The organism is Gordonia sp. NB41Y, from assembly GCF_030718915.1.
Lineage (GTDB): Bacteria > Actinomycetota > Actinomycetes > Mycobacteriales > Mycobacteriaceae > Gordonia > Gordonia desulfuricans.
Window position 1 is genome coordinate 2069415 of record NZ_CP132196.1, and the last position, 15725, is coordinate 2085139.

At 68.0% G+C, this 15725-nt stretch carries 16 protein-coding genes; 12 read left to right on the forward strand and 4 right to left on the reverse strand.

Going from position 1 to position 15725, the window contains the following annotated elements; genetic code table 11:
- The first annotated feature begins 5 nt into the window (after nucleotides 1-5).
- The 3 genes from Q9K23_RS08825 to Q9K23_RS08835 are packed head-to-tail and all read left to right on the forward strand — an operon-like array spanning nucleotide 6 to nucleotide 2835.
- Nucleotides 6-1361 (forward strand): LLM class flavin-dependent oxidoreductase, encoded by a 1356-nt coding sequence (locus Q9K23_RS08825; RefSeq protein WP_020793848.1) that lies wholly within the window; start codon nucleotides 6-8, stop codon nucleotides 1359-1361.
- Entirely contained in the window at nucleotides 1358-2200 is an 843-nt protein-coding gene (locus tag Q9K23_RS08830) for a rhodanese-like domain-containing protein (RefSeq protein ID WP_020793849.1), read from the forward strand. Before Q9K23_RS08825 ends, Q9K23_RS08830 begins: the two co-directional genes overlap by 4 nt.
- Nucleotides 2197-2835, forward strand: coding sequence for a GntR family transcriptional regulator (locus tag Q9K23_RS08835; protein ID WP_053777112.1), 639 nt, complete (start codon nucleotides 2197-2199; stop codon nucleotides 2833-2835). Before Q9K23_RS08830 ends, Q9K23_RS08835 begins: the two co-directional genes overlap by 4 nt.
- Before the next feature lie 653 nt (nucleotides 2836-3488).
- Here the strand turns inward: Q9K23_RS08835 and Q9K23_RS08840 are convergent.
- Complete coding sequence (locus Q9K23_RS08840) at nucleotides 3489-3704, reverse strand: TOBE domain-containing protein (RefSeq protein ID WP_053777113.1); 216 nt, start codon at nucleotides 3702-3704, stop codon at nucleotides 3489-3491.
- A 287-nt stretch (nucleotides 3705-3991) separates the two neighbouring features.
- Between Q9K23_RS08840 and Q9K23_RS08845 the strand changes: the two genes are divergently transcribed.
- From Q9K23_RS08845 to Q9K23_RS08870, 6 genes are read left to right on the forward strand one after another with little or no spacing between them, the layout of a single operon-like run.
- Nucleotides 3992-4924: an ABC transporter substrate-binding protein gene (locus Q9K23_RS08845; RefSeq protein ID WP_053777114.1), complete on the forward strand. Its 933-nt coding sequence runs from the start codon at nucleotides 3992-3994 to the stop codon at nucleotides 4922-4924.
- Nucleotides 4925-5629, forward strand: a complete 705-nt coding sequence (locus tag Q9K23_RS08850) for a Clp protease N-terminal domain-containing protein (RefSeq protein WP_020793504.1) — start codon at nucleotides 4925-4927, stop codon at nucleotides 5627-5629. It abuts the gene before it with no gap.
- 1 nt (nucleotide 5630) lies between these two features.
- The gene (locus Q9K23_RS08855) at nucleotides 5631-7469 is read left to right on the forward strand and encodes an iron ABC transporter permease (RefSeq protein WP_053777115.1); all 1839 of its coding nucleotides are present in this window, start codon (nucleotides 5631-5633) and stop codon (nucleotides 7467-7469) included.
- The gene (locus Q9K23_RS08860; protein WP_020794529.1) at nucleotides 7466-8578 is read left to right on the forward strand and encodes an ABC transporter ATP-binding protein; all 1113 of its coding nucleotides are present in this window, start codon (nucleotides 7466-7468) and stop codon (nucleotides 8576-8578) included. The genes Q9K23_RS08855 and Q9K23_RS08860 overlap by 4 nt, the downstream gene beginning before the upstream one ends.
- Nucleotides 8579-8590: 12 nt before the next feature.
- The gene (locus tag Q9K23_RS08865) at nucleotides 8591-9724 is read left to right on the forward strand and encodes an extracellular solute-binding protein (RefSeq protein ID WP_053777116.1); all 1134 of its coding nucleotides are present in this window, start codon (nucleotides 8591-8593) and stop codon (nucleotides 9722-9724) included.
- Nucleotides 9725-9762: 38 nt separating this feature from the next.
- Complete coding sequence (locus Q9K23_RS08870) at nucleotides 9763-10935, forward strand: LLM class flavin-dependent oxidoreductase (protein ID WP_053777117.1); 1173 nt, start codon at nucleotides 9763-9765, stop codon at nucleotides 10933-10935.
- Between the two features lie 99 nt (nucleotides 10936-11034).
- On the opposite strand, the gene Q9K23_RS08875 is transcribed toward Q9K23_RS08870, so the two are convergent.
- From Q9K23_RS08875 to Q9K23_RS08885, 3 genes are all read right to left on the reverse strand, one after another.
- Nucleotides 11035-11610: an MFS transporter gene (locus tag Q9K23_RS08875; RefSeq protein ID WP_020794848.1), complete on the reverse strand. Its 576-nt coding sequence runs from the start codon at nucleotides 11608-11610 to the stop codon at nucleotides 11035-11037.
- A gap of 11 nt (nucleotides 11611-11621) precedes the next feature.
- A complete protein-coding gene (locus Q9K23_RS08880; protein WP_020794315.1) occupies nucleotides 11622-11903 on the reverse strand; it encodes an MFS transporter in 282 nt (93 codons plus the stop codon).
- A 146-nt stretch (nucleotides 11904-12049) separates the two neighbouring features.
- On the reverse strand, nucleotides 12050-12481 hold the full coding sequence (locus tag Q9K23_RS08885) for a MarR family transcriptional regulator (RefSeq protein WP_082365857.1): 432 nt from the start codon (nucleotides 12479-12481) through the stop codon (nucleotides 12050-12052).
- Between the two features lie 223 nt (nucleotides 12482-12704).
- Here Q9K23_RS08885 and Q9K23_RS08890 point away from each other — a divergent pair, with 223 nt between their 5' ends.
- The 3 genes from Q9K23_RS08890 to Q9K23_RS08900 all read left to right on the forward strand — a co-directional run bounded on the left by Q9K23_RS08890 (nucleotide 12705) and on the right by Q9K23_RS08900 (nucleotide 15447).
- The gene (locus Q9K23_RS08890) at nucleotides 12705-13235 is read left to right on the forward strand and encodes an Hsp20/alpha crystallin family protein (RefSeq protein ID WP_020794500.1); all 531 of its coding nucleotides are present in this window, start codon (nucleotides 12705-12707) and stop codon (nucleotides 13233-13235) included.
- A gap of 183 nt (nucleotides 13236-13418) precedes the next feature.
- Nucleotides 13419-13754, forward strand: a complete 336-nt coding sequence (locus Q9K23_RS08895; RefSeq protein WP_053777118.1) for an antibiotic biosynthesis monooxygenase — start codon at nucleotides 13419-13421, stop codon at nucleotides 13752-13754.
- Nucleotides 13755-13830: 76 nt separating this feature from the next.
- A complete protein-coding gene (locus Q9K23_RS08900; protein WP_053777119.1) occupies nucleotides 13831-15447 on the forward strand; it encodes a protein kinase in 1617 nt (538 codons plus the stop codon).
- Nucleotides 15448-15725: the final 278 nt, after the last annotated feature.

Here is a 15725-nt window from a genome sequence, read left to right on the forward strand (position 1 = left end):
CCACAATGCATCTCGCAGCTTTCCTGAACGCCGGACCGCAGGGCACCGTCGGCTGGCGTCATCCGCACGCCGGTGACGGCTTCCTCTCCGCGGCCCACTATGTGAAGATCGCCCGCGTCCTGGAGGACGCCGGGTTCGACCTCGCCTTCATCCCCGACTCCCTGGCCGTGCCCCGCAGCCTGGGCAACTCCTTCGACCCGGCGGTGCGCTGGGGCACCGGCACACCGCGTCTCGACCCGATCCCGGTGGCCACCATCATGGCCGCGGCCACCACCCGTCTCGGTATCGCGGCCACCGCGTCGACCGGCTACCTCGAGCCCTACAACGTCGCGCGGACCTTCGGCACCCTCGATCACCTCACCGACGGCCGCGCCGGCTGGAACGTGGTCACCAGCTTCCAGGACGCCGAAGCACAGAACTACGGACAGGAGAAGCTCCCCGACCGGGCCACCCGGTACGAGCGCGCCGAGGAGTTCCTCGAGGCCACCACCCGCCTGTGGGACAGCTGGTCCGACGACGCCCTCGCCCCGGACAAGGCGACCGGCGTCTTCGGTCGACCAGAAGAGGTGGAGGCGGTGGATTTCCGCGGCCGTCATCTCGCGGTCCAGGGACCGCTCGGTGTGCCCCGGCCGCCACAGGGATATCCGGTGATCATCCAGGCCGGCGCCTCCCCGGCCGGTCGCGACTTCGCCGCACGCTGGGCCGACGTGATCTTCTGCAGCCACGAATCACTGGATTCGGCCGTCGACTTCTACCGCGACATCAAGCAGCGCGTCGCCGCACGCGGCCGGGATCCGCAGCACGTCAAGGTGCTTCCGGCGGCCACGACGGTGGTCGGCGCCGACGCCGCGGAGGCGCGCGCCACGCACGAGGCCTTCGTCGAGCTGGTCACCCCGGAGGCCGGACTGTCGCGCATGGCCTACCACGTCAACGTCGACCTGACCCGCTACGACCTCGACGGTCCGCTGCCGTCGCTGGAGGAGGTCGGGGTGGAGGGCCACTATCGTGAGATCGTGGAATTCGCCGAACGCGAGAAGCTGACCATCCGGGAGATCGGCCGCTGGTACGGCGCGCGCACCGAGGGCGACATGGTGGGTTCGGCGTCGCAGATCGCCGACACCATGGAGACCTGGCTCGATGCCGGCGCGGCCGACGGCTTCATGGTGCAGGCCACCCATGTCCCGGAAGCGTTCGAGGACTTCGCCTCCGCGGTGGTCCCGGAACTGCGCAGCCGTGGTCTGCTGCCCGAGCAGCCCGCGGGTCCCACCTTGCGTGAGCGCCTGGGGCTGCACCGACCGGAACGCGGTGAGTGGCGCAACCGCGCCGCGTCGACCGCTCCGGTGGTGGTGGTGGGCTCGTGAGTGCACCAACAGCACTGGTCGACGTCGCGTGGCTGGCCGAGAACGCGGCGCCGGTGGTGATCCTGGATGCATCGATCCGCCGCGGTGACGGCGAGGAGGAGCCCGCGTTCTCCTCGGGCCGAACCGATTTCGAGGCAGACCACATCCCGGGTGCCCGATTCGCCGATCTGTTCACCGAGTTCTCCGACCCCGACGATCGGCTGCCGTTCATGCGGCCGTCGGCCCGGCAGGTCGCCGATGCACTTGCGCGCCATGGCATCACCGGCGGTACCGAGGTGGTGGTCTACGACCGGTTGAACGGCGCATGGGCGGCGCGGCTGTGGTGGGTGTTGCGGTCGTTCGGTATCGGTGCGCGGGTGCTCGACGGTGGACTGACCGCGTGGACCTCCGCCGGTCTGCCCACCGAGTCGGGACCGTCCCGGCCGGTTTCCCCGGTGACCGCACCTGCGGTGCAGGATCATTCGGATCTGGTCGCGCGTCTCGACGAGGTGGCCGCGGCGACCGGTCTGCTGGTGTGTGGGTTGCGGCGTGAGGAGTTCGACGGCGATCCCGCCGATCCACTGTCGGGACATATTCCGGGATCGGTGAGCCTGCCGTATGCGCAGACCCTCGACGCGGCCGGTCGCCACGACGCGGCCGGCACCCGCGAGCTGGCCGCTGAGGCAGGCATCGGTGTCGGCGGACCGGCACCCATCCTGTACTGCGGCGGCGCGGTGAACGCGGCCGGGGTGGCCCTGGCACTGCACGAGATCGGGATCACCGATGTCCGGATCTACGACGGGTCGCTGTCGGAGTGGCGGTCGAACCCGGAACGGCCATTGGCACAGACGGTCTCATGAGCGCACGCGACGACGTCTACGAAATCATCCGCACCCGTTTGACCACCGGGTTCTACGACGCCGATGTCACGCTCATCCCGGGCACGCTGAGTACCGAGTTCGAGGTGTCACGCACACCGGTCCGGGAGGCGTTGGGGCTGCTGGAGCGCGACGGCTTGCTGCGCAGCACCTCCCGCGGGTTCGTGCCGTGGGTGCGTTCGGAGGAGGAGGTGCTCGAGATCTTCGAGGTCCGCGCGATCCTCGACTCGTCGGCGGCAGCGGCTGCCGCAGAGCGGCGTACCGAGGCCGACCTCCTTCGGCTGCAGGATGTCTCGACACGATGTCGGGAGATCACCGACGTCACCGAGCTGCGTCGGCTGCTCAACGACTGGCACGACGCCGTCCGCTCCGCCGCGCACAACACGACGATCAGCACCCTGCTGCACCGTCTGGATGCGCACGTGAAGCTCGGAGCACCATGGAAACCCGACGGATCGGTGGAGTCCCGGCCGGTCACCGAACGGCTCGACGAGCACGAGGCCGTGGTCGCCGCGATCGCCGACCGCAACCCCGACCTCGCACACAAGCTGATGCGTGAGCATCTCGCCCACGATCAGCAGGCCCGAATCCGGCAGGGGTTCACCGGACGTCGGTGATCGGGCCGGAAGGTTCGGACGCCCGTCAACTCGACATCCGTTGATGATTGAGCCGGGACCGAGCATCGCGAGGACCCGTGTCGAAATCTCCGCAGCGTGTGTTGGGTGGTGACCACCTCTGAGGTAGTTGCGTTCCTGAGCCCGGCCGTCTGAGGTTTCGACACGCCTCGTCGCTACGCTCCTCGTCGGCTCAACCACCAACTGCAAGTTGCTGATCGAGTTGGCCCATCGTCGCTGATTGAGCCGGGACCGAGCATCGCGAGGACCCGAGTCGAAATCTCCGCAGCCGACGTTGGACGGCGACGACCTCCGACGAGGTTTCGACACACCCCCGTCAACCCAACCATCCATTGCTGATTGAGCCGGGACCGAGCATCGCGAGGACCCGAGTCGAAATCTCCGCAGCGCGTGTTGGGTGGTGACCACCTCTGAGGTAGTTGCGTTCCTGAGCCCGGCCGTCAGAGGTTTCGACACGCCTCGTCGCTACGCTCCTCGTCGGCTCAACCACCAACTGCAAGTTGCTGATCGAGTTTGCCCATCGTCGCTGATCGAGCCGGGACCGAGCCCGACGGGGCGGTCGGGAACGTCGTCGGAAGTCCCGGTGAATGTGGACGGCGGGTTGTCGCCGGTGATCTGAGCGTGCCGGCCGTCCATCAGTCCGGCACGCCGACACTCACTTCCGACGCCTTGACCAGTGCGACGACGCGCTTGCCCTCGGCGAGACCGAGTTCCTCGGCGGCCTCTTTGGTGATCGACGAGGTGATGATCTGCTCACCGCCGTCGATGCGGATCTTCACCGTCGCGTTCACCGCGCCGAGGGTCACCGAGACGACCTCGCCGGCGAGCTGATTGCGGATGGACAGTTTCATGGTGGGCTCCTTCGCTCGGTTGCGATCGGTTCCAGACCTACCAGGTCGGCGGCGGCGGCGCGCGGTTGCCGCCGATCTGGGCGCCCCGTACCGCCGAACCCGTCGCATCTTTCTGGCGCACGCGGGTTAAACCCGTGACCAGCAGCGTTGCCGTCGGCACGCGGCCGACGTCTCGATCCCCGCCGGGCCGTGGGGTTACATGGGGTTATCCGATCACCGCTTCACCGTGCACCGCTCGAGTGCACCGCGGTGGCGTCTGGATTCACGGACTCCGAAGGGGACACTCCATGGCCATCCGCGTCGGGCTCAACGGCCACGATCCGGTGCTCTACCTGCTCTCGACACTGGGCATCCTCGAGGATCGTCTCGCCGCGATCGGCGAGGAGGTCGACTGGGTCGCCTACTCTCCGGGTCCGCGGGCACCGTGGCTGCTGGGCGAATCCCTCGACTTCGTCGGGTGTGGCCAGACCCCGATGCTGTTCGCCCACGACGACGGGGTGGATGCGGTGTACGTCGCGTCGTCGCCGAACCGTCCTCGCCAGGGCGCGTTGCTCGTTCGCGCCGACGGGCCGATCCACACCCCGGCCGATCTCGCCGGCCACAAGGTGGTCTACCACGCCTCGGCGTGGACGGCGCAGCTGGTCGCCGGCGCCCTGGCACAGGACGGTCTGAGGCTCGACGACATCACCGCCGTCGAACCCGGGGGCGATCAGGATCTCGCAGATCTGCTGTCCGGGAACATCTCTGCGGCCACGATCATCGGCCCGCGTCTGATCCAGGCCGAGGAGACCGGCCTGGTCCGCCGGCTGGTCCCCACCGACAGCGCCGTCTGCAACCGCCATCTGTTCACCACCACCCGCGTCTTCGCCACCGAGCAGCGGGCCGTACTGCGCGAGATCCTCACGTCGATGGAACTGGCGTGCCGCTGGGTTCTGGACCACCCCGAGGAGGCCGCGGGTCGTCGCGCCGCCGAGACCCGGTACGACGCGGCGACCTGGGGAGGTGACGCCCGCACGTGGCTGCAGATCTTCCGCCGCATGCCGTGGGCCGTCGCACCGATCGACGATGCCTTCATCTGTCAGCAGGACCGGCACACCGGACTGTTCGCCGATGCCGGTCTGCTCAGCGGAAAGGCCTCGGCACGAGAGTATTTCATCCCGCGGCTCGCCGACGTCGTCCGAGACGCCGTCGACACCGCCCACCGTACGGTGGTGGCCTGAATGCCCAAGATCAACGTGTACCTGCCCGATGATCTCGCCCTCGAGATCAAGCAGGCATCGCTGCCCGTCTCGGCGCTGTGCCAGCGGGCGCTGCGTGCCGCGCTCGACGAGGTCAACGCCGCACCGACCGACCGCACCGCCGACGAGATCCCGCTGAGCCCGCATGTGGCGTCGACGCTGAGCCTGTCCTATGCCGCCGCCACCCGGCGCGGCTCGGACGCGGTTGCCTCCGAGGATCTCCTGCAGGGCCTTCTCGACGAGGAGGAAAGCCTGGTACTCAAGGGAATCGAGCATCTCGGGTTCTCCCGCGAACTCATCCAGGAACAGCTCGACAAGATCGTGGTGGCCGGTACCCCGCTCGGGTCCGACACCGCGGCACTGGGACCGTCGGCGCTCGACGTCCTGGCCATCGCCCGCGCCGACGCCGAGGCCATGCGCACCGGCATCGTCAACGGCGGAAACCTCCTGTGGGCGTTGATGACCACCGAACAGGGTGACAGCCGCGAGGTGCTGGCGGCGGTGGGGCTCGACGCCGCCGTCGATCACCGGGTGCTCGGCCTGATCGAGATCGGCTACTCCTACGGTCGCCACACCCGGCAGAACCCTGCCACGGTGAGCCGTGAACTGGCCCGGATCAGTGCCCGTCTCGACGACATCGAGAAGAAGCTCGAGAGCCCCGAACGCGAAAGCCGCAGCGAGCAGTGACATGACCACCCTGATCACCGACGACACCCGGCGCGAGCTCGCCGGCACACCCACCCCGCCACCACCGGCGGCCACCACCCGGCGGTTCCGCCGACCCCGGACCGGAACCCCTCTGCTGGCAGCCGTCCTCGGGGTCGTACTGTTCCTGGGTATCCTCTGGCCGCTGGTCATGCTCCTCGTCAGCGCATTCCGGTCGGGTACCCCGCTCGAGGCCGCGACCTGGACCCTCAGCGGATTCGCCGCCCTCAGCGAGAACCTCACCCGCGGTGACGCCCTGCTGAACTCGATCGTGCTGGCGGTCGCGACGACGATCCTCGGCGTCGGGCTCGCACTGGGTCTGGCGCTTCTCGAACGCACCAATGCGCGGGGACGCTTCCTGATCCGGCCCCTGGTCCTCATCTCCGTGAGCACCTCGGCGATGTTCTACGCGATGGGCTACTCCCAGCTCGCCAACGGCTACACCGGCCTGCTCAACGTGTGGATCCGGGACCTCACCGGACACGGCCCGGTGATCGACATCGAATCCTGGTACGGGCTCATCCTGGTCGACTCACTGCACGCATCGGCATTCGTCTACCTGTTCCTGGTCGGCCCGGTCAGCAAACTCAACGCCACCTACGAGGAGGCGGCCGCGATGAGCGGTGCCGGACAGTGGCGCACCCTGCGTACCATCACCGCTCCCCTGCTCACCCCGATCCTGTTGTCGGCCACACTCGTCGGCCTGGTCTCGGGTCTGCAGTCGTTCGACGGACCGCTGATCCTGGGCGGGCCCGCCGACCTCAGCTTCCTCGGCACCCGCATGTGGTCGTTGATCAACGACCACAATCCACCGCTCTACGCGCAGGCCGGGGCGATCGCCGTCGTCGTACTCGTCGCCCTGCTGGCCCTCACCGCGGTGCAGTCACGAATCCTGCGGCACCGGACCTTTGTCTCGGTGACCGGCAAGAACTTCCAGGGTGCGCGCTGGGATCTGCGCGGGGCCCGCGGTGTCGGCGGCATCGCGATCGGCGTCTACGCCGTCTTCGCGGTCGCGCTCCCCTTCCTCGCGCTCATCCTGACCTCCTTCCAACCCTTTCCCGGCGTCTGGCAGGGACTCTCGCTGCGCAACTACGAACTGCTCGGCGAGAACCCGAATGTGGGGCCCGCGGTGACCAACACGGTCATCATCTCCGCGGTCGGCGGTGCGATCGCGACCGTCCTGGCCGTCACCATCGCAACGCTCGTGCCCCGGATATCCCGGTGGGCGGCAGGCGGATTCCGTGCGGTCACCATCATCCCGCTCGCCATGCCCGGCATCGTCGCCGCCATCGCCGTGAGCTGGGCATACGCCGCCGTCCCCGGACTGCGCGCCCTCTACGGGACCATCTGGCTGATGATCATCGCCGTCACGGTGGCGGTACTACCGGTCACCGTGCAGATCGCCGCCGGAGCGACCGCCCAGCTCGGCGGTGACCTCGAGGAGGCGGCCCGGATGTCGGGTGCAGGACCCCTTCGGACCCTGGTCACCATCACCCTCCCGCTCATCCTGCCCAGCCTCATCGGCTCGTGGTTGATCTCGGCGGTCCTGATCTCGGGCAACCTCGACGCCCCGCTGATCCTGTCCGACCAGGACACCCAGACCCTCTCGACCCTCACCTACCAGATGTTCAGCAACCAGAACCAGGGACAGGCGGCCGCCCTGCTCACCCTCCTGATCGTCGGACTGCTGATCGCCGGACTGATCGTCGGTGTGCTGCACCGGATCACCGTCCGGAGGTTGCGACGACCGGCCGGCGACACCGGTGCCGCGTCCCCCTCCACACCCGCCTCACCACCCGCAGAAAGTGTCGGCATCGAATGAGTGGCATCGACATTATCGACGTCAGCAAGGCGTTCAACGGCAAGACCGTGCTCGACGAGGTCGCGATCTCCATCGCCGAGGGCGAGTTCGTGGCACTGCTCGGACCGTCCGGATGCGGCAAGACCACCACGCTGCGGACGATCGCCGGGCTGGAGAACCCCGACAGCGGAACGGTTCTGGTCAACGGCCGCCTGGTCGACGACCCCGCCCGCGGTCTCCACATCCCCGCGCACCGACGCGACATCGGCATGGTGTTCCAGAGCTATGCGCTGTGGCCACACATGAACGTGGGCGGCAACGTCGGGTTCCCCCTGCGATCGCAACGGGTCCCGCGCCGCACGATCCGCGGATCGGTCGCCGACGCACTGGAACTGGTCGGGCTGGGCGGCTTCGAGAGCCGATCGGTGGGGTCGCTGTCCGGTGGGCAGCAACAGCGGGTCGCGCTGGCCCGGGCCCTGGTGAGCAATCCGACGGCGCTACTGCTCGACGAGCCGCTGTCCAACCTCGACGCCGAACTGCGCACCACGCTGCGCAGCGAGTTCCGCCGCATCCAACGAGAGGTGCCCCGGACCACCGTCTACGTCACCCACGACCGGATCGAGGCCCAGACCCTCGCCGACCGGGTGGTGGTGATGGTCGACGGTGCGGTGATCCAATCCGGTTCTCCCACCGAGGTGTTCGGATCGCCCAAGGACGAACAGATCGCCGGGTTCGTCGGCTACGACAACATCGTCCACGCGTCGGTGTCCCGTGTACACGACGGCCACGCCACCGTCCGCCTGGACGAGGCCACCGCCGAATCGCTCGAACTCCGGACGCTCGCCGGCACGTCCGGTGTCGCAGGAGGCGATCCGACGGCCGTCGCCTTCCGCAGCAGCAGCGTCACCTTGCACGATCGTCCCGATCTCGCCCACGGCCCGACACTGCCCGGCATCGTACTCGACGCGGTCCGCCTCGCCGATCGGCTCGAGTGTCTCGTGTCGGTCAACGGACGCACCCTGCGCGCCGATGTCGCGGCCACCCGCGACCGAACCGTTCCCCAAGTCGGCCAGAACATCTGGCTCGAAGTCGACCCCGACGCAGCTGTGCTCGTCGCAACCACACCCTGAACAGGAGCAGAAGTGAAGATCAGCAAGTGGCGCCCCCTGGGCATGGCATTGCTCGGCGCCGCCGTCCTGGCCGCCGCCACCGGATGCAGCTCGGACACCGACAGCAGCGACGCCGCGCCGGCGTCGTCGGCCGCACTCGATCCGGCCGCCAAGGCGAGTCTCGACGAGTTGTACCAGGCCGCCAAGAAGTCCGGCGGCACCACCGTCACGCTCTACACCGCGTACGCGTCATCGAGCCCCACCGAAGGGTTCGGCAAGGTCCTGCGCGAGTTCGAGGCGGCCTACCCGGGCATCACCGTGAAGGAGTCGCTCTACTCGGGAGCCCAGCTGTTCACCCGCGTCGACGGTGAGATCGCCAGCGGCAAACAGGATGTCGACGCCGTGCTGAGCGGCCCGAGCGACGTCGGCCACTTCATCGAGAAGAATGCCCTCGAACCCTACGCTCCGCCGACAGCCGCCCAGGTCCCGGCAGATCTCCGCGACCCCGACAACCGGTACGTCGTGCCGTTCCAGAGTCTGTTCGGCCTGGTGTACAACACGACCAAGATCAAGGAGGGTGAGGCGCCGACCACCCTCGACGAGGTGCTGTCGGACAAGTACAAGGGTCAGGTGACCTTCGGCCAGCCGGTCGGGACGTCGCCGACGAGCTTCGCGTTGAGCACCCTCGCCTACAACGACGCGATCTCGGATGTGACCCTGCAGCGCATCAACTCCCAGATCCCGCTGTCGGATCGCAACGCGAGCGTGGTGGACGCCGTCAACAACGTTGCGCAAGGCCGCTATTCGATCGCCATCTGGGGACCGAGCCAGGTGGCCGCGGTCCAGCGGGAGAAGGGCGCACCGATCGCGGTGGGCAATCTGACCGACGCGCGGGTGCTCAACGGTCCCGGCTTCGGGATCGTCAAGAACACCGACGCACTCGACGCCACCAAACTGCTCGAGGCCTGGCTGTTCACCGCACCCGGCCAGCAGGCCATCGCCGCCTACGCCTACAACTACGGGACCGTTCCGGGATCACCTGCACCCGAGGGATTCCCGAGTATCGCCGACTACACCCTGCGGACCGTTCCCGCGGCCGAGTTCGCTCCACTGCTGAACCAGGACGCCGCCCGCTGGCAGGCCATCTTCGGCCCGCCCAAGTCCTGACGCCCCCGCACGTTCCTGCCGACCAGAAGGAGAAGTCCATGCCTGTCGACCTCCGAACCCGCAATTCGTTCCACGGGAAACGCAAGACCTCCGACTCCCCGTACGGTGGCCCCGCATCGTTCTTCGTCGCGGAGTCGTCGCCGCCCGAGACCGACGCGTCCATCGTCGAACGCGGCGGTCGCGAGGCCGAGCAGGACGGTTTCACCAGCATCCTGGTGAACCAGTTCTCCGACCGGCCGGATGTGTGGGCCACGGCCGGCTGGATTCTGGCGCACACCGACACGATCACCGTCGCCGCGGCACATCGTGTGGGACTGCAGTCGCCGACCGTCGCCGCGCGTACGCTCGCCACCCTCGACCGGTTGTCCGGCGGGCGCACGACCATCCACATCATCCAGGGTTCCAGTGATCAGGACATGCAACGCGAGGGCGACTGGCTGCCGAAGGAGGAACGCTACCGCCGGTCGCATGAATACCTCGACGTCTTCAAACAGGAACTCACCGCCACCGAGCCGTTCGACTACTCGGGTGAGTTCTACCGGATCGCCGGCGCCCGCTCGGCCACGTTGCCGATCCGCAAGCCGCGTCCGCTGATCTCGTCGGCCGGGGCGTCGGATGCCGGGATCGAGCTCGCGGCAACACATTCCGACATCTACGCCCTGCCCACTGTCCCGCTGTCGGACACGCCGGCGCTGATCGGCCGCGTCGCCGACGCCGCCGCGGCGAAGGGACGTGAGATCGGTTTCTGGCTGGGCGGGTTCAACGTGATCCTGGCGCCGACCGTCGAGCAGGCATGGGCGAAGGCCGAGGGCATCACCCGCGAGGTGCTCGACTACCAGGAACGCACCGGGTACCGGCCCGACCAGACCAGGATGACCGGCCTCGCCGACGACGCCGATCGCGAACTGGATCTGCGCAGCCGCACCGACTCTCCGGAGGACGCGTTCTACGGCAGGTTGGGGGCGCTGACCAATCATGGTCCGTCGCTGGTGGGTTCACCGGAATCGGTGGCCCGCGCCTACCTCGAGTACTACAAGTTGGGTATCGGGGTCCTCACCATCGGCGGGGCCGGTGAGCTGCAGCCGCACACGGGCGAGCCGGAACTGGTCGACGCGGAGCATCGAGACCTGTTGCGGGCGTTGATCGGCGAGGTGAAGTCGCTGACCGATGCACACGACCGGGAGACGGCGACACCGGTCGGGGTGGGATGAGTCGGCTCGTCTGATCACGCTCTCGAACCGTCCATCCCCGAAGCACGACAAAGGCCCCGGCTCGCTCACGTCGAGCCGGGGCCTTGTGCGCGCCGGACGTCAGTCGTCGGCGACCGTGATCGTTTCTGCCTCGTCGACCATGGTCTCGTGGACCGGCTGGTCGGCGCGGGCGATCACGCGTTGGCAGACGATCACGATCAGTGCGCCCACCAAGGCTGTTGCTCCTGCGAACAGGAAGGGGGAACCGTCGGTGTAGTCGGCCAGCGAGGTGCCGACCGGGACACCGATGGCGCCACCGAGGAACCGCACACCGGAGTAGGCCGAGGAGGCCACCGGCCGCGGCAGATCACCGGATTCCATGACCGCCTCGGTCAGAACGGTGTTGAGCAAACCGATCTCGAAGCCGAGCAGGATGGTGCAGACGATCAGGACGGGAAGGCTGCTCGTCGACAGGGCGGTGACCACCATGGTCAGCGCGAACACGATCAGTGCGACCCACAGGGTGCGCAGCGGTGAGAACCGGTGCGTCAGACGGGGAGCCACGACCACACTCATGAAGGCGATGCCGATGCCGAAGCCGGTCATGACCATGCCGATCCCGATGGCCGACAGACCCAACGGGTAGGGCGCGTAGGCGAGTGTGACGAAGAACGAGGCGTTGTAGAAGAAGGCCACGATGCTCAGGATCAGGACCGGACGGATCCGAAGTGCCTTGAACGGGGCGGAGATCGGCGTATGAGGTAGCTGGTGAACAGCAGTGAGGTCTGCGTCGGTGTGGCGCCGAGGTCCTCGGAGATCGTGGGGAGGATCGGACCGACGAGTCCGATGCCCATGAAGGCGACCATCGACGCGAAGGCGACGGCCCAGACGGCAGGGGGCTGCCTCAGCAGAGACGGCTTCTGGCTGACGTGATCACCGGGATCGACGACGCCGGCCGACGCGGACTGTGCGTCTCGGGTACGGGTCATGAGCGGATGAATTCCTTTCCGTGCGGGTACTACCGGCCGGCGCCGGGCAGCACGAGGCGGCCCCGCGGTGGCGTCGGCGCAGGCAACAGCCCGCGACCGCCGTCGTCAACCGTGGCGGTGGTTGGTGTGTGAGTGAGATCCTCGGGTCAGCGCGGCGGCGGACCGTCGAGCGGTGCGGCGTCGAGGAGTTTCACCGTGCGTGCGATCGCCGCGACATCGTCGTCGGGCAGATCACGGAAGTACGGTTCCAGTGCCTCACCGATGCGGCGATGCCAGTCGGCCTGGAGCGCGGCCCCTTCGTCGGTGATGGCGAAGCGCGCGGCCCGGGCGTCCGAATCGGCCACGCGCCGCACCCAGCCGTCGTCGGCCATGGTGGCGAGTAGCCGCGTCATCGCCGGCTGGGTGAGCCGAACGTGGACGGCGAGCTCACCGGTGCGCAGCGGACCGTGATCGGTCAGCGTCGCCAACGTCAGGTAGACGTTCGGCGAGACCTTCTCGGCGGTCTCCCGGACAGCCACCCGCGTCAGGCGTTGGCCTGCGAGGACGAGGCTGCAGAGGAGATCGCTGTACGAGGACACTCAAATAACATACCACAGTTATATACCTTTTGCATATATTTCCATGGTCCGGTTCTCCGGCGACGGATGGCATCGCTCGCGAGTCGGGCGGCCACCCACGAGGATCTGGCGTCGGAGCAGAAGTGATCCGCATCACCCCGGAATAAAAGTTGACTGTCCTGCGCTCAACTTGGCATAAGAATGCTTCACCAGAGCAAGCGTTCGCAGAGAAAGGACACGCACCATGGCAACCACCGGACGCCTCGTTCCCGCCCGCCGCGTCGGCGCACCCTTCTTCGCACCGTTCCGGGTGTTCGACGACAACCGCAATCTGATCGACCTCTTCGACGCCGCGTTCGCCGGGCTCGAGCCGGCCCGCATCGCGACCGCGGCCTGGACCCCGGCGGTCACCGTCGAGGAGACCGAGCAGGCCTACATCGTCGAAGCCGAACTGCCCGGCATCAAGCGCGAGGACATCAGCGTCGAACTCGACGACAACGTCCTGCACGTCCACGGTGAGACCACCGCGGTCGAGCGCACCGGCGAGGTACGACACCAGACGCGCCGCACCGGCAAGTTCGACTACCGCCTCGCGCTCCCGGGTGAGGTGGACGCCGACAAGGTCGAGGCCACCCTCACCGACGGTGTGCTCAAGCTCGGCCTGCCGAAGGCCGGCCCGGCCCAGGCACGTCAGATCACGATCTCGACGGAGACCGCCGCCACAGCCAACACCACCGAGACCGAGACCCCCGCCGACGGCGCGACCGAGAGCTGATCGGCCCGACCCATCCCCCACTCCTTCGACCCCACTCCTTCGATGCCGCCCCGCAGTCGTGCGCGGGCGGCATCGTCGTATCGGGGCCGGACCGTCGTATCGGGGCCGGACCGTCGTATCGGGGCCGGATTCTTCGGTTCCCCATGGTCGCTACGCCTTGCCCATGGTCGCTACGCTTTGCCCATGGTCGACGGCGCGTTCGCGCACACCCCGACACCGCCCTACGTCGCGGTGATCTTCACGTCCGTTCGCACACCCGGCGACAACGGCTATGCGGTGATGGCGTCCCGGATGGACGAGTTGGCACGCATCCAGCCAGGCTATCTCGGGATCGAGTCGGCCCACGAGGAGCTCGGGATCACCGTCTCGTACTGGGCCGACGAGGCCGCCGCGCAGGCGTGGAAGCACGTCACCGAGCACGAGATCGCCCAGCAACGCGGGCGGAGCACGTGGTACGCCGACTACCAGGTGCGGGTGGCGACGGTGACCCGCTCGTACGGGCCGGACGGACCGCGCTGAGATCCGGAGTCCCGGTGTGTCATTCCAGCGATGGAGCAGCGAGGCCGACGCGGCGCCGAGGTGCTAGGTTCGCCACATGCAATCGTCCGGCGGAGGACAGATCGCCGGGCACCGGCTCGCCGACATCCTCGGGCAAGGCGGCATGGGCACCGTCTACGCGGCGCATCATCCCCGCCTGCCGCGCATGGTGGCACTCAAGGTGCTCAACGCACCGGTCTCTGCCGACCCGACGTTCCGACTGCGGTTCCAACGTGAAGGCCAGCTCGCGGCCGGGCTGGAACATCCGCACATCGTCCCCATCTACGACTGCGGTGAGGACAACGGCCACCTCTGGCTGAGCATGCGACTGGTGCGTGGCACCACGGCCGGGGCGCTCATCGCCCGCGCACCGCAGGGTATGGACATCCCCGTCGCGATGGAGATCCTCACCGACATCGCCCGCGCCCTCGACTTCGGTCACCGCCGCGGTGTCGTCCATCGTGATGTGAAACCGGCAAACATCCTGATCGACACCGAGGTCGACCAGATCCTGCTCGGCGACTTCGGGATCGCCCGCCAGATCGGCGCCGACGACGAGCTCACCGCCGCCGGGACCTTCATCGGGACCTTCGACTACTGCTCCCCCGAACAGCTCTCCGACGACGACCTCGACGGTCGCGCCGACCAGTACAGTCTCGCGTGCATGGCCGCGCACCTGCTGACCGGGTGCAAACCGTTCCGCGGCCCCACCGCCGCCACCGTGATGAAGCAACACCTCGCCGATCCCCCGCCGTCCATCTCCGCGATGCGTCCCGGACTTCCCGTCGGCGTCGATGCGGTGATCGCCCGCGGGATGGCCAAACGCCGCGACGACAGGTACCCGACGTGTACCGAGTTCGTAGCCGAGCTGTCGGCGGTGCTGGGTCCGGCCACCGGGACCCTCATCGAACCGACCGCGCAACACGAGATCTCGGCGCAGAACGCCGACACCGTGGTGGCCCACCGTGCGCCCGCCACCCTGCAACCGCCGACGCCGACACCCGATCACTACGACTTCGTCGGGGAGGCACAGGAATTCACCTACAGCGTGGACGGCCGGTCGCACACCGTCCGCTTGCGACGTATCCGTGCGCGGCGCGATCTGCCGCAGCACCGGGTGGCGGCCGGCGACATCGGCGGGTGGCTCGAATCGCAGGCCAACCTTGCCGATCAGGCTTGGGTGGGCGAAGAGGCATGGGTTGTCGGGGATGCGCGGGTCCGGGAGAACGCGGCCGTCCGCGAGAACGCCTTCATCGGCGACCGTGCCGAGGTGGCCGGAACCGCCCGCGTCGACGGCGACTCGTCGGTGTTCGGCGACGCCCGCGTCTCCGGCAACACCAGGATCTCCGGAACATCCGAGATCAAGGACTCTGCCACTGTTTCCGGAAACGCCTGGGTGTACGAGGAGGCCGTCCTCGCCGATGCGGCGTCCGCCACCGACAACGCCCGCGTCTGCGGCGAGTCCCGGGTGACCGGGCGCGCACACATCACCGACTACGCCATCGTGTCCGAGCGCGCACAGATCTCCGACGACGCACACATCTCCGGACATGCCCGCGTCTCCGGTTCCGCGTCGGTGAGCGGTCGAGTGCGGGTCGAAGAACGTGCCCGCGTACACGGAACCGCCGAACTCGTCGGCTCCATCACCGTCGCCGACGGACAAGTGGTGAGCTAGCCGGTCGGCGTCGTCGATTGCGGGAGTTGATGGTCGAGTCGACGCAACCCACATTCGAAGTGGTCACCACCCAAGGCAACCCACCAAGGTTTCGACACCAAGGAACCATCGAATAACACTGCAACCATGGATGGTTGAGCCGACGAGGAGCGTAGCGACGAGGCGTGTCGAAACCTCAGACGGCCGAACTCGGAACGCAACCACCGTTCGAGATGGTCACCAACATCGTCAGGTCACCAGGTTTCGACACGGGTCCTCGCGATGCTCGGTCCCGGCTC